General features: G+C 67.9%; 9 protein-coding genes. 6 read left to right on the plus strand and 3 right to left on the minus strand.

Translation table 11 applies throughout. The annotated features are described in order from the left end of the window. Nucleotides 1–11: 11 nt before the first annotated feature. Nucleotides 12–638 carry an acyl carrier protein phosphodiesterase gene (locus ACLB1G_RS23590; protein WP_491629693.1) on the plus strand — a complete coding sequence of 209 codons (627 nt, stop codon included), beginning with the start codon at nt 12–14 and terminating at the stop codon, nt 636–638. Here ACLB1G_RS23590 and chrA read toward each other — a convergent pair. After that, nucleotides 603–1955 carry a chromate efflux transporter gene (gene chrA, locus ACLB1G_RS23595; protein ID WP_491629694.1) on the minus strand — a complete coding sequence of 451 codons (1353 nt, stop codon included), beginning with the start codon at nt 1953–1955 and terminating at the stop codon, nt 603–605. The genes ACLB1G_RS23590 and chrA overlap by 36 nt on opposite strands. Nucleotides 1956–2221: 266 nt before the next feature. Here chrA and ACLB1G_RS23600 point away from each other — a divergent pair, with 266 nt between their 5' ends. The 5 genes from ACLB1G_RS23600 (at nt 2222) to ACLB1G_RS23620 (ending at nt 9481) form a co-directional block, all read left to right on the plus strand. Next, nucleotides 2222–3403: a TIGR04552 family protein gene (locus ACLB1G_RS23600; protein WP_491629695.1), complete on the plus strand. Its 1182-nt coding sequence runs from the start codon at nt 2222–2224 to the stop codon at nt 3401–3403. A gap of 34 nt (nt 3404–3437) precedes the next feature. Continuing rightward, entirely contained in the window at nt 3438–3740 is a 303-nt protein-coding gene (locus ACLB1G_RS23605) for a PsiF family protein (RefSeq protein ID WP_491629696.1), read from the plus strand. A gap of 116 nt (nt 3741–3856) precedes the next feature. Next, entirely contained in the window at nt 3857–6337 is a 2481-nt protein-coding gene (locus ACLB1G_RS23610) for a chemotaxis protein CheW (RefSeq protein ID WP_491629697.1), read from the plus strand. Nucleotides 6338–6463: 126 nt separating this feature from the next. Further along, complete coding sequence (locus tag ACLB1G_RS23615) at nt 6464–7102, plus strand: GIN domain-containing protein (protein WP_491629698.1); 639 nt, start codon at nt 6464–6466, stop codon at nt 7100–7102. 129 nt (nt 7103–7231) lie between these two features. Further along, entirely contained in the window at nt 7232–9481 is a 2250-nt protein-coding gene (locus ACLB1G_RS23620; RefSeq protein ID WP_491629699.1) for a putative bifunctional diguanylate cyclase/phosphodiesterase, read from the plus strand. On the opposite strand, the gene bglX is transcribed toward ACLB1G_RS23620, so the two are convergent. Together bglX and ACLB1G_RS23630 are read right to left on the minus strand one after the other, a co-directional pair. Next, nucleotides 9478–11703 (minus strand): beta-glucosidase BglX, encoded by a 2226-nt coding sequence (gene bglX / locus ACLB1G_RS23625; RefSeq protein WP_491629700.1) that lies wholly within the window; start codon nt 11701–11703, stop codon nt 9478–9480. The genes ACLB1G_RS23620 and bglX overlap by 4 nt on opposite strands. Beyond that, nucleotides 11700–13538: a glycoside hydrolase family 2 protein gene (locus tag ACLB1G_RS23630; RefSeq protein WP_491629701.1), complete on the minus strand. Its 1839-nt coding sequence runs from the start codon at nt 13536–13538 to the stop codon at nt 11700–11702. The genes bglX and ACLB1G_RS23630 overlap by 4 nt, the downstream gene beginning before the upstream one ends.

Raw genomic sequence — 13538 nt, forward strand, 5'->3', positions numbered from 1 at the left:
CACTGCGGGGCATGAATTACCTGGCTCACATCTTCCTGGCCCGCCACAGCGACGCCGCCATGGTGGGCGCCCTGCTGGGCGACTTCGTCAAGGGCGCCGATGTCGGCCGCTACCGGCCCGAGATCGCGCGCGAAATCGTCCTGCACCGCGCCATCGACAGCTATACCGACCGCCACCCGCTGGTGCTCGAAGCGCTGCAATGGTTCGCGCAGGGCCGGCGCCGCTACGGCGGCATCATCCTGGACGTGTATTTCGACCACCTGCTGAGCCAGCGCTGGGCGCAATGGACCGGGATGCCGCGCGCCCGGCTGATCGCGCGCTTCTACCGTGCGCTGCAGGCCCACCACGCCATCCTGCCGGAGCGCCTGCAGGCCATCGCGCCGCGCATCGTGGCGCAGGACTGGCTGTCCGGCTATGAAGACTTCGAGGGCGTCGAGCTGGCCGTGGCGCGCATTTCGCAGCGCCTCAGCCGCAACGGCGAGCACATGCGCGCCGGGCTGGACGACCTGCGCGCCCACCGGGACCGGATGGCGCAGGACTTCGATGCCTTCTTCGCCGAGCTGCAGGACTATGCGGCGCAGCGCCGCGCGCAGCTGCTGGCCTCAGAAGCCCACAGTGCGCAGCCCCAGGCCGACTAAGGCGCACACGGCGATCATTGCGATCACATTGCGCTGGTAGCGCAGCAGCGCCACGGCGGCGCCCAGCATGATCAGGGCCGCCATCCAGTCGAAGCGCGCCTGCAGGCCCTGCGGCCACAGCACGTGGTAGCCGAAGAACAGCGCCAGGTTGAGGATGACCCCGACCACGGCCGCCGTCACCCCGGTCAGGGGCGCCGTCAGCGCCAGCTCGCCGTGGGTGGCTTCCACCAGCGGGCCGCCGGCCAGGATGAACAGGAACGATGGCAGGAAGGTGAACCAGGTCGCCAGCATGGCGGCCACGGCGCCGCCCGCCAGCAGCGCGTCCGGACCGCACACGGCCTTCACGTAACCGCCCAGGAAGCCGACGAAGGCCACCACCATGATCAGCGGGCCGGGCGTGGTCTCGCCCAGCGCCAGCCCATCCATCATCTGGGTGGCGGACAGCCAGCCGTAGTGCGCCACCGCGCCCTGGTAGACATAAGGCAGCACGGCGTAGGCGCCGCCAAAGGTCAGCAGCGCGGCCTTGGTGAAGAACCAGCCCATCTGGGTCAGGGTGTGTTGCCAGCCCAAGAGCAGCGTGAGCGCGCCCATGGGCAGGCACCACAGCAGGGCGCCGCCCAGCAGCACCAGCGCCAGCCGCCCCCAGCGGAATCGCGCGTGGGGCGGGGTGGGCGTGTGGTCGCCGATCAGGGCCGGCGCGCCCGTACCGGCGCCGGCCCGGCGCCCGCCGCCCGGCTGGAAGTACCGCGGCGCAACCCGCCCGCCCAGGTAGCCGGCCAGGGCGGCGGCCACCACGATCAACGGAAACGGCACCCCGCCGGCGAAGATGGCAACGAAGGCCGCCGCCGCGATGGCCCACAGCCAGCCGTTGCGCAGGGTGCGCGCGCCGATGCGCTGGGCCGCCTGCAGCACGATGGCGGCCACCGCCGGCTTGATGCCGTAGAACAGACCCGCCACCAGCGGCGTGGCGCCATACAGCGCGTACACGGCGGACAGCGCCATCAGCAGCAGCAGGGACGGCAGCACGAACAGCGCGCCGGCCACGATGCCGCCCGGGGTGCGGTGCATCAACCAGCCGAGATAGGTGGCCAGCTGCTGCGCCTCCGGGCCGGGCAGCAGCATGCAGTAGTTGAGCGCGTGCAGGAAACGCCGCTCCGAGATCCAGCGGCGCCGCTCGACCAGCTCCTCGTGCATGATGGCGATCTGCCCGGCCGGGCCGCCGAAACTGATGCAGCCCAGCTTGAGCCAGAAGCGGCAGGCGTCGAAAAAGCGGATGGGGTCGGTCATGGGCGGGCGGCGCAGTGGCGATGCCGCCATTGTGCCATGCCGTACAGCCGGCCCCCGGGCCGCCGGGGGCACGCACCGATGACCGCACCGAAACCATGCGCAGGCGGTGGGATTGCCCGCGCCGCTCCTGGCAACATGACCAGTTCGACCATGAAAAACGGCGCCGGTTCCCACCGCTGTGGCGAGCGCGTCACGAGGAACCCATTTCCGAGCAGCAAAATTCTTGACCGTGCCGGAAGACGGCGCGATACTGGGCCGGCACCGGAACCGCCGGACTACATGGAAGCCGCCGCCCTATGGAACTTCGGCCTACGCTCAAAAGCAAGCGCAAATTCTCGCTCAACTGGGACTACCTGAACGCCATTACCCACGGCGTTTCCGCCATCGACCTCAGCGCCCTGGCGCTGCGCAACGTGGACGACGCGCGCGAGTTCGTGCGCGAGTACGGCTTCGACCTGGATCAGGCGGCCGCGCCCGGCATCATCGCCCACGCCCACCAGGAAGCGGTGGCCTTCATCCGCGACACCTTCCTGGCGCCGCAGCAGGCGCACCTGATCCCGCCCGAGGTGGCCGAGCCGGACGATCCGCTGCAGCTCTTGGTGTACGCCTCGCTGCGCGGCTGCCATGCCGACCAGCTGCGGCTTTGGTCGTGCGCCGTGCTCAAGGTCATGCACGGCATCTTCTACATCGATAACAACCTCAAGCTGCGCTACTTCAACACCATCCGCGAGCAGGTGTTCGCCAGCCTGGACGAGGTGATCCACCAGGACGGCGAACATTACTTCCTGTCCGACGGCGAGGTGTGCCTGCCGCTGCTGCACTTCGACCGCAAGCAGAACAAGACGCGCGAGCGCATCCTGCTCAAGCTGCTGCACAAGGCGGCCTACCTGGCGGCCGACATCTTCGACCACCTGGGCGTGCGGCTGGTGTTCAACACCCGCTTCGAATGCCTGCTGGCGCTGCGCACCCTGCAGCGCACCCATCTGCTGTCGGTCACCAACGTGGACAGCCAGCGCACCCGCAACACCCTGCTGGACCTGGACGCGGCCAAGCAGATCTTCATTAAGTACCGCGCCCTGCTGGAACGCAGCGACGATTATCCGGAAGCCCTGCTGCGGAAAATGGACGAGGAGCTGGCGGCCCGCGCCGCGCCGCAGCACCGCAGCGACAACCAGCACAGCGGCGAGGGCTACAGCAGCCTGCAGGTCACGGTGCGCAAGATGATCCATCTGCCGCCCGACGCGGCCGGCTGCCAGCAGGACTATGCGGTCGGCTTCTTCTTCGAGTACGAGATCCAGCTGATGGACCGCGCCAGCCACAGGCGCAGCCTGGACGGCCCGGCCAGCCACGAGGCCTACAAGAAGCGCCAGGTCGAGACCGCGCGCCTGCGGGTGCTGGGCCGCACCTTGGTGGACCGGGTCGCGAATGACCATATTTCGGCGCTGGATACTCCCCGCGGTAACACAAATACCGTATAGTTCCTGCATCATCCACCTCCGCATAAGGACCGCCATGAAAACCCTGTACGCCCTGCTCGCCTCCGCCCTGATTGCCGGCGCCGCCGCCGCCGCGCCCCAGGAAGCCGCGTCCACGCCGGCCAACGCACAGCAGAGCAAGATGAAAACCTGCAACGCCGACGCCGCCGGCAAGAAAGGTGATGAACGCAAGGCCTTCATGAAGGAATGCCTCGCCAAGCCAGCCGAGCCTGCCGGCAACAGCCAGCAGAACAAGATGAAGACCTGCAACGCCGATGCCAAAGACCTCAAAGGCGACGAGCGCAAGGCCTTCATGAAGACTTGCCTGGCCAGGAAATAAACTCCAGCAGCATCGCACCGCCCCCCGGGGCGGTTTTTCTTGACCAGAATCAACGCCGCAGCCACATTCCTGCTGGCATAATAATTGCTAAGTGGATATATTTTGAGCTCGCCGCAATGATGACTCCCGCCCAAGCCGACCAGTTCCTGCCCTACCTGCCAGAGGTGGCGCGCTGCGAACAGTCGCTGCATGAACTGAATCAGATGTGGCAGTTGATCGAAGCGTCGGCCCGCATGAACTGTCCCAACGAGGCGCGTTTGCTGCTGCCGGCCATGGCCGCCACCCGCACCGCTTTCGGGCAGCTGGAAAAAGACCTGGTGGCCAACCTGGTGCAGGAAAAGGTGCGCCACGTGCTGGACGACCTCGGCACCCAGGCCCGCTACGCCATCGACATCCTGGTGCGCAACCTGTTCGAACGCACCGCCGACGTCGGCTTCCTGGCCACCGACACCGAATTGTGCCGCTACGCCGCCGGCCTGGACGATGACGCCGGCGCGGCCCGCGCGCGCCTGGCGGCCTACCGCGCCAAATACACGGTGTACGATGAAATCCTGGTGCTGGCGCCGGACGGCGCCGTGCTGCTGCAGGCCGATGGCGCTGCGCCGGTGACACGCTCGGCCGACCCGCTGCTGGCAGAGACGCTCTCGACTTCGGCCTATGTGGAAACGTTTCGCGCCAGCGACCTGCGGCCCGGTCAGGCGCGCGCCCTGATCTACTCGCAGCGCATGCTGCATCCCGACACCGGCGCACCGGCCGGGGTGCTGTGCCTGTGCTTTAACTTCGAGCAGGAGATGGCCGCCATCTTCGAAGCCTACCGCGATCCCTCGCAGCGCGCCAACATGCTGCTGCTGGATGGCCAGGACCGCATCATCAGCAGCGCCGACCCGCTGTGGATGGCGCCCGGCGCCGCCGTCCCGGCCCGCACCGGCGGCGCCGACACGGCCATGTTCGCCGGCCGCGAATACCTGGTGCGCACCGCCGGCTCGAACGGCTACCAGGGCTATCCGGGGCCGCCAGGCTGGCAGGGCCAGCTGATGCAGCCGCTGGAGCTGGCCTTCCGCGGCGCCCGCGCCGACGCCCTGGCCGGCTGCGACCCGGCCCTGCTGCAGGAACTGCTGTCGCATGCGCACCGCTTCAGTCCCACCCTGGCCGAGCTGATGGCCACGGTCGGCAACACCACCCATACCATAGGCCGCATCGTGTGGAACGGCAAGGTCACCAGCGCGGCAGGCGGCGGCGACGGCGCCAGCAAGCTGGGCATCGTGCTGGACCAGATTGCCGACACCGGCCAGCGCAGCGACGCCCTGTTCTCGCAATCGATACAGGATTTGTACCAGACCGTGCTGGGCGCCGGCCTGCGCGCCGCACGCGGCACCACCCGCCTGCTGGCCGACCTGCTGGACCGCAACCTGTACGAGCGAGCCAACGACTGCCGCTGGTGGGCCCTGTCCAGCACCTTGCGGCGCGGCCTGGCCCATCCGGAACAGACCGGCGCCATGCGCGCCGTGCTCGACTACATCAACGGCCTGTACACGGTCTACACCCGGCTGTTCGTGTACGACCGCGCCGGCCGCATCGTGGCCAGCACCGGCAGCCAGGATGTGCTGGGCAGCCACATCGACAGCGCCGTGCTGGGCCGCGTGTGCGCCCTGCGCAGCGAGCAGGACCACTACCCGGAACCGTTCGGCCCCAGCGCCCTGTACGGCGGCCAGCCGACCTTCATCTACCACGCCGCCATCCGCCACCCGGAACAGGACAGCCAGGTGGTGGGCGGCATCGGCATCGTGTTCGACGCCGCGCCCGAGCTGCACAACATGCTGCAGGCCGGGGTGGCGGGACGGCCGCGCATGCAGGCTTACTTCGTGGCGCCGGACGGGACCGTGCTGGCCAGCACCGATGAACAGCGTCCCATCGGAGCGCGGCTGGAGCTGGCCGGCGGCTGGGGCCTGGGCCAGGACGGAGGCGGCGCCCGCATCGCCATCCAGGACGGCCAGTACGTGATCGCGGCCTGCAGCCGGGCCGGCGGCTACCGCGAATTCCGCCAGGGCGAGGCGGCCGAGCAGCCGGTGCTGGCGGTGCTGCTGGAATCGTTCGGACCGGTGCAGGCGCGCGGCGCCGCCGTGCGCGAGGCCATCGAGCGCCGCAGCGACGCCGGTCCCGACTTCGCCCTGTTCTACGTCAACGGCGCCTTGATGGGGCTGGATGCGCGCCGCATCCAGGAAGCCGTGCCGTATTCGAAAATCCAGAAGACCGCCGGCGGCGGCGGCGCCCGCCTGGGCATGCTGGACGTGCCCGCGAATAACGGCACGCGGCGCCAGGTGGTGTGGGTATATGACCTGGCGCTGCTGCTGGGCGGCCCGCGCAGCGCGCCGGGCGAGTACAGCCAGGTGATCCTGGTGCGCGACGGCGAGGCCACGGTCGGCCTGCTGGTGGACGAGCTGCACTCGGTGCAGCGTTTCGACCTGGCCGACATCATCGACAACCCCATGGGCTCCGGCGCCCGCGAGCTGGCGCCGCGCCTGATCCAGGCCAACCAGGGCCGGGTGCTGATACAGGAACTCTGCGCCGAGCGCCTGTTCGCCCGCCTGCGCGCCTGACGGCTGGCGCGCCGTGAACGCCGCCTGTCCCGCCCGGGCGGCGTTCCGTCGCAAAAGCGTGCGGGGCGGCGGACGCCTCGGTAGAATTAGCAACATCATATTGTTGCCACCGACTAGGAGTATCCCATGCGCCGTGCCCTGTTGTCCGTCCTGTTGCCCGCCCTGGCTGCCGCCACGCTGTCCGCCTCCGCGCACGCCGCCGAGAGCGAGCGCAAGCTGCCCTCCTTCATTGCCGTCAACACCAAGGGCGCGCTGTACCTGCGCATCGAGGTCGGCCAGGCCCAGTCGGTCAAGGTCTCGGGCGACGACGGCCAGGTGGCCGACCTCAGGACCGAGGTGGTGGACAATGAGCTCAACATCACCTTGCCGGACAAGAAATACCCGTCGAGCAGCAAGACGGTGCGGGTGGTGGTCACCATGCCCAGCCTGGCCCGCCTGAAGATGATGGGCGCCGGCGAGACCGTGCTCAACAAAGTGAGCGGCGAGCGCCTGGACATCAGCTACCTGGGCGCCGGCCACCTGGAGGCCGACGGCAGCGTCAAATACTTGCGCCTGGCGGCCAAGGGGGTGGGCGAAGTCGATACCCGCAAGCTCAAGGCCGAACGGGTGGACGTCAACTTCGAGGGCGTGGGCGCGGTCAGCGTGTACGCCAGCGACACCCTGAACGCGGTCGCCAAGGGCATGGGCTCGCTGGAGTATTACGGCAAACCCAAGCACGTGAACAAGTCGGTGGCCGGCATCGGCAGCGTATCGGCCGGCGACTAGCACGGCAGGCCGCCCCGTGGCCACTAAGCGGACTGGACTGTAGTATCGGCGCATCACGGAGTTGCCACAACGACATATGTGAGTCCAGACGCGGTAACATCCGTAGACGATTTATCGCTACAAGGGGCCATGCGCGTGGCAGTACCGAACGATATTACGCACTGGCGGGCGCAGATCCTGGCGCGCCTGCTGCTCATCGTATTCGCGCTGGGCCTGTTCACCGCCATCCCCAGCGCCCTGCTGGCGGCCAGCGAAGGCATGTGGTCGATTGCCGTGGTCGACACCGGCGCCCTGCTCTGGGTCGGCCTGCTGTGGCGCGCGCGTTCGCTGCGGCACGCCACCCGCGCCACCCATTTCCTGCTGGTGATCTACGTGGTGGGCGTGGCCCTGATGCTCAAGGTGGGACCGGTCAGCCAGATTTATTTGCTGGCCATGCCGGTGCTGGCGGCGCTGCTGCTGGGCCTGCGGCCGGCCCTGTGGTCGCTGGCGGCGGCCACTCTCACCGTCATGCTGCTCGGCTACGACGCCCACTCCACGCTGCAGCTGGAAGGCATGCCCGACCACGCCTTCCTGCGCGCGGCCATCTTCACCATCAACTTCCTGTTCATCGGCGCCATCCTGACCCTGAGCAGCTCGGTGCTGCTGCAGCACCTGGCCCGGTCGCTGCAGCAGCTACAGTCCAGCAACGATGAGCTGGGCCTGACCTCGGCCGCGCTGGCGCGCCTGAACGACATGGTGCTGATCGCCCGCATCGCCGAGGACGGCGGGCTGAGCATCATTTTCGTCAACGACGCCTTCGAACGGCGCAGCGGCTACCAGCGCGAGGAAGTGCTGGGGCGCGGCTTGCCGCTGCTGCACGGGCCCGACACCGACGCCGCCAGCCTGGCGCAGCTGGAGCACGCCCTGGCGCATGGCCAGGCCACGCGCGCCGAGCTGCTCAACTACACCAAAAACGGCCTGCCCTACTGGGTCGAGACCGAGCTGGTGCCGTTTGCCGGGGCCGGCGGCAAGCCCACCCACTGGGTGGCGGTGGAGCGCGACATCACCGAGCGCAAGCGCTCGCAGGACGACATCCACCGCCTGGCCTTCTACGACGTGCTGACCGGCCTGCCCAACCGGCGCCTGCTGATGGACCGGCTCGAGCATTTGATGGCCAGCTCGCAGCGCGGCGCCACCAGCAGCGCCGTCATGTTCATCGACCTGGACCGCTTCAAGACCATCAACGATGCGCGCGGCCACGCAGTCGGCGACGCCCTGCTGTGCCGCACGGCGGAACGGCTGGCGGCCCTGATGCGCAAGGCCGACACCGTGGCCCGCCTGGGCGGCGACGAATTCGTGGTGCTGCTGGCGCAGCTGGCGCCGGAACGGGCGGCGGCGGCCCAAGCCGCGCGCAGGGTGGCGGAAAAGCTGCGTACCGCCCTGGCCGAGCCGGTCGAGATCGGCGGCCAGTTTTATCCGGCCTCGGCCAGCATTGGCGTCACGCTCTATCCCGGCACCAGCCACAGCGCCCAGGACTTGCTGCGCGAGGCCGACACCGCCATGTACCGTGCCAAGTCCGAGGGCCGCGATGGCATCGCCTTCTTCGAAAGCGGCATGCAGGCCGAGTTGGAACGCCGCCTCAGCCTGGAGCGCGACCTGGGCATGGCGCTGGCGGCGGGCGAACTGAGCATGCATTACCAGCCCCAGGTCGACCGCCATGGCCGCGCGGTGGGGGCCGAACTGCTGATGCGCTGGCGCCGCGCCGACGGCAGCTGGGTCTCGCCAGCCCAGTTCATCCCCGTGGCCGAGGAATCGGGGCTGATCGTGGAACTGGGGCGCTGGGCCCTGCGCGAAGCCTGCGCCGCGCTGCTCACGTTGGCGAACGCCGGACACCAGCTGGCGCTGTCGGTCAACGTCAGCCCAACCCAGTTCCGCCAGGCCGGCTTCGTGGCCGAGGTGCGGGCGGCGCTGGCGGACAGCGGCGCCCCGGCCGGGCTGCTGGTGCTGGAAGTGACGGAAGGTCTGCTGATCAACAAGCGCGACGACACCATCGCCCGCATGCACGAGCTGGCGGCGCTGGGGCTGCGCTTCTCGATCGACGATTTCGGCACCGGCTATTCCAGCCTGGCCTACCTGAAGCAGATGCCGCTGTACGAACTGAAGATAGACCGCGGCTTCGTGATCGACACCCCGCACGACGCCAGCAGCGTGGCCCTGGTGCAGACCATCCTGGGCATGGCCTCGCACCTGGGACTGCGGGTGGTGGCGGAAGGCGTGGAGACGCTGGAGCAGGCCGAATTCCTGCTGTCGCACGACTGCACCTGCCTGCAGGGCTACCTGTACGCCCGCCCCATGCCCCTGCCCGAGCTGCTGTCCTGGCTGGAAAAAAATCGGGTCTAGCGCAGGCGCAGGCGGGTTTCAGCGCGGATGTCGTCCGAGGCGCTGCCCACCATCAGCTTGAACTCGCCCGGTTCGGCCACCCACTTGAGCTCATCGTTGAAGAACGACAGCGTGTCGCGATCGATCGTGAAGCTCACCGTGCGCTTCTCGCCCACCCGCAGGCGGATTTTCTGGAAGCCTTTCAGCTCCTTCAAAGGCCGCACCACCGAGGACACCATGTCGCGCAAATACAGCTGCACCACTTCCTCGCCATCCATCTTGCCGGTGTTGGCCACCTCCACCGTCAGCGTGGCGCTCTGCCCGGGGGCGATCTCGGCGCGATCCAGCTTGAGGTTGGCGTAGCCGAAGCGGGTGTAGCTCAGGCCATGGCCAAACGCATAGCGCGGCGTGTTGACCGAGTCGATGTAGGCCGACTTGTAGACCACGTTGCGCTCGTCCGTCACCGGCCGCCCCGTGTTGTACTGCGCGTAGGACAGCGGTATCTGGCCCACGCTGCGCGGGAAGGTGATGGGCAGCTTGCCGGACGGGTTGTAGTCGCCGAACAGCACGTTGGCCACCGCGTTGCCGCCCTCGCTGCCGGGGAACCAGGCGTACAGGATGGCGTCGGCCTGCTCGGCGATGGTGTTGAATACCAGCGGACGCCCGGCCAGCAGCACCGCCACCACCGGCTTGCCGGTGGCCTTGAGCGCCGCGAACAGCTGCTCCTGCCTGCCCGGCAGGCTGATGTCCGTGCGCGACTTGGCTTCGCCGCTCATGTCCCAGGTCTCCCCCACCACCAGCACGATGGCGTCAGCCTGCGCCGCGCTGGCGGCAGCGGCGGCAAACCCGTCCTGGCCTTCCTCGGCACAGCCGGGCGCGCACGCCTGTACGTAGCTGACCTGCGTGCCGTGGCCCGCATGGCTGCGGATGCCGTCCAGGATGCTGACCACCGGTGCACGCTCGCCCTGCACCACCCAGCCGCCCTCCAGGTCGCGGCGCGCATCGGCCAGCGGCCCGACCACGGCAATGCGTTTCAGGTCGCGCTGCAGCGGCAGCGTTTGCGCCGCGTTCTTGAGCAGCACCAGCGACTTCTGCGCCACCTCCAGCGCGGCGGCGCGGTGCGCCGGATCGGCCAGCACCGCTCTTTCACGGGCCGCATCCGAATACTTGTAGGGGTCGTCGAACAGGCCCAGCTCGAACTTCTTGACGAGGATGCGGCGCACGGCGTCATCCAGCGTCTTCATCTTCACCTTGCCCGACTTGACGGCCTGCTCCAGGTGGCCGCTGTAGGCATAGCCTTCCATGTCCATGTCGCTGCCGGCGTTGATGGCCTTGACCGCCGCATCGCCCAAGTCGGCCGCATAGCCATGCGGGACCATCTCGCGCACCGAGCCCCAGTCGCTGACCACGAAACCCTGGAAGCCCCAGGCGCCCTTGAGGATATCGCGCTGCAAAAAGCTGTTGCCGGTGGCGGGAATGCCATTGAGGGTATTGAAGGAGTTCATGAAGGTGGCCGCGCCCGCGTCCAGCGCCGCCTTGAACGGCGGCAGGTAGACTTCGAACAGCTGCTGGCGGCTCATGTCCACCGCGTTGTAGTCGCGCCCCGCGATGGCGGCGCCATAGGCGGCGAAGTGCTTGGCCGTGGCCAGCACGGAATCGGTGGCGCCCAGCCGGCCCTGGAAGCCCTGCACGCGCGCCCTGGCGATTTGCGCACCGAGATAGGTATCCTCGCCCGCGCCCTCCATCACGCGGCCCCAGCGCGGATCGCGCGCCACGTCCACCATGGGGGCGAAGGTCCAGTGGATGCCGGACGCCGCCGCCTCGCGCGCCGCGATGTGGGCCGACAGCTTGATGGCTTCCATGTCCCACGACGCCGCCTCGCCCAGCGGCACCGGGAACACGGTCTGGTAGCCGTGGATCACGTCCAGGCTGAACAGCAGCGGTATCTTCAGGCGCGATTGCAGCGCCAGCGCCTGGATCTCGCGCGTGTCGGCCACGCCTTTCACGTTCAGCATGGAGCCGACCTTGCCGTTGCGGATGTCGGCCAGCTTGTCGGCATAGTTGCTGCTGGTCGGGCCGGTGAACTGGCGCCCCGAGATCTGGTGCAGCTGGCCGACCTTTTCCTGCACCGTCATCTGCTGGAGCAGGGCATCCACCTTGCGGCTTATCTGTGCATCCTGCGCCTGCAGCAGCGGCGTGGCCACGGCCAGCACGCAGGCCGCCGCGATACGGTGCATCTTCATTTTGTCTCCGCGTGGTATTGCTGCTGTTTCTGGTCGTAATACGCTTTCAGGGTGTGGAAGGCCTGCTTCTTCTTGCCGCTTTGGGTCAGCAGGCCCTTGCGGTTCCAGCCATCCTGGAAGTAGGGATGGGGACGGCGCGGCGAACGGAAGTCCACGAGCACCCACGGCGTCATGCCGCGCAGGCCAGGGATCGCATCGAGCATTTTGAACTGGTTGCGGTACAGCTGGTCCTGGTATTCCTCGCTCCAGCGCGTGTCGGCGTCGGCGTGGTAGCCGCCCAGCGCGTCGGCGCCAAACTCGGTGATGATGACCGGCTTGTTGTACTTGATGTTGAAGTGGAAGTTCAGCATGTCCTTGTTGCTGGCCCAGTACCAGCCGGCGTACTCGTTGAAGCTGGCCAGGTCCAGCTTGTCGGCCAGCGGGTCTTCCACCGTCACTTCGCTGCCGTTGCGGTGGACTTCCAGCGCCGCGCCGACCAGGCGCGTGCTGTCCAGGGTGCGCACGGTGTCGGCCAGCTTGCCCATGAAGGCGTTGCGCGGGGCGCTGACCGGGGTCTCGTTCCCTATCGACCAGATGATGACGCTGGCGCGGTTGCGGTCGCGCGTGACCAGGTCCGTCATCTGCTGGCTGGCGTTGGCGTAGACCTCGGGCTTGTCCCACGAGATGGTCCAGTACACCGGCACCTCGGCCCACACCAGGATGCCCATTTCATCGGCCAGCTTGACCATTTCCTCGCTGTGCGGATAGTGCGCCAGGCGGATGTAGTTGCAGTTCATGTCCTTGGCCCATTGCAATATCATGCGCATGTCGCCTTCACCGCGCAAACGGCCCGGTATCAAGGGGTTCTCGTCATGCACCGAGACCCCGCGCAGGAACACGGATTTGCCGTTCAGGAGGATATCCTGGCCGCGCGTGGCGATGGTGCGGAAGCCGATACGGTCGGCTACGGTATCGGTGGCGCCGCTGATGGTCACCGCGTAAAGCTTGGGATCCTCGGGCGACCAGAAGCGCAGCTTGTTTTTCGCCAGCGGGATGCTGATGGCGGCGCGGCCCTCGGCGTTGGTGCGAACCGTGGCCTTGATGCCCGCCTCGGGGATGGCCACCGTCACCTCCTGCTCGCGCTGGCTGCCGGCCAGCTGCACATAACCCTCGATGCGCTGCATGTCGCCCTTGGCCAGCTGGATCTGGTAGTCGGCGATGTGGGTGTCCGGCACCTCGGCCAGCAGCACGTCGCGCGTGATGCCGCCGTAGTTCCACCAGTCGGTGCTGACGGTGGGGATGTCATCCTGGTGGCGCGTGTTGTCGACCTTGACCACCACCGTGTTCATGCCGCTGGAAAGCTTTCCCGTGACGTCGAACTGGAACGGCGTGAAGCCGCCCTTGTGGCTGCCCAGCTTCTTGCCGTTCAGGTAGACGTGGGCCTCGTAGTTGGCTGCGCCGAAGTAGAGGAAATAGCGCTTGCCGGCCTTGGGCGCGGCCTGGAACTGCTGGCGCAGCCATACCGTGCCTTCGTAGTTCTCCAGTTTCTCGCTTTGCGAATTCCAGTCGCCCGGCACCGCCATGGTGGGCGAGCCGTCGAAGCTGTATTCGATGAACTCACCCTTGTCCCTGGGTTTGCGGTCGTCGTAGAAGCCGCCGCTGCCGCTGCTGGACTGGTCGTAGGGCTTGCGGCGGTAATCGTAGTAGCCGGTTTCGTAGGGGTCCACGATGTAGTTCCAGCGCCCGTCCAGCAGCACGTGGCTGCGGCCGTAGATGTTCTGCAGCGTGGGGTCGGCATGGGCCATGCCGGACAGCGCCAGCGCGCAGCCCAGCAGCAGTTTCAAGGTGGATCGCAT

Source organism: Duganella kummerowiae (assembly GCF_053572355.1).

Excerpts from the sequence above, each read along its gene's own strand:
- ACLB1G_RS23590 (WP_491629693.1), top strand. The coding sequence starts at position 12 with ATGAATTACCTGGCTCACATCTTCCTGGCCCGCCACAGCGACGCCGCC.
- chrA (WP_491629694.1), bottom strand. The coding sequence starts at position 1,955 with ATGGCGGCATCGCCACTGCGCCGCCCGCCCATGACCGACCCCATCCGC.
- ACLB1G_RS23600 (WP_491629695.1), top strand. The coding sequence starts at position 2,222 with ATGGAACTTCGGCCTACGCTCAAAAGCAAGCGCAAATTCTCGCTCAAC.
- ACLB1G_RS23605 (WP_491629696.1), top strand. The coding sequence starts at position 3,438 with ATGAAAACCCTGTACGCCCTGCTCGCCTCCGCCCTGATTGCCGGCGCC.
- ACLB1G_RS23610 (WP_491629697.1), top strand. The coding sequence starts at position 3,857 with ATGATGACTCCCGCCCAAGCCGACCAGTTCCTGCCCTACCTGCCAGAG.
- ACLB1G_RS23615 (WP_491629698.1), top strand. The coding sequence starts at position 6,464 with ATGCGCCGTGCCCTGTTGTCCGTCCTGTTGCCCGCCCTGGCTGCCGCC.
- ACLB1G_RS23620 (WP_491629699.1), top strand. The coding sequence starts at position 7,232 with ATGCGCGTGGCAGTACCGAACGATATTACGCACTGGCGGGCGCAGATC.
- bglX (WP_491629700.1), bottom strand. The coding sequence starts at position 11,703 with ATGAAGATGCACCGTATCGCGGCGGCCTGCGTGCTGGCCGTGGCCACG.
- ACLB1G_RS23630 (WP_491629701.1), bottom strand. The coding sequence starts at position 13,538 with ATGCGATCCACCTTGAAACTGCTGCTGGGCTGCGCGCTGGCGCTGTCC.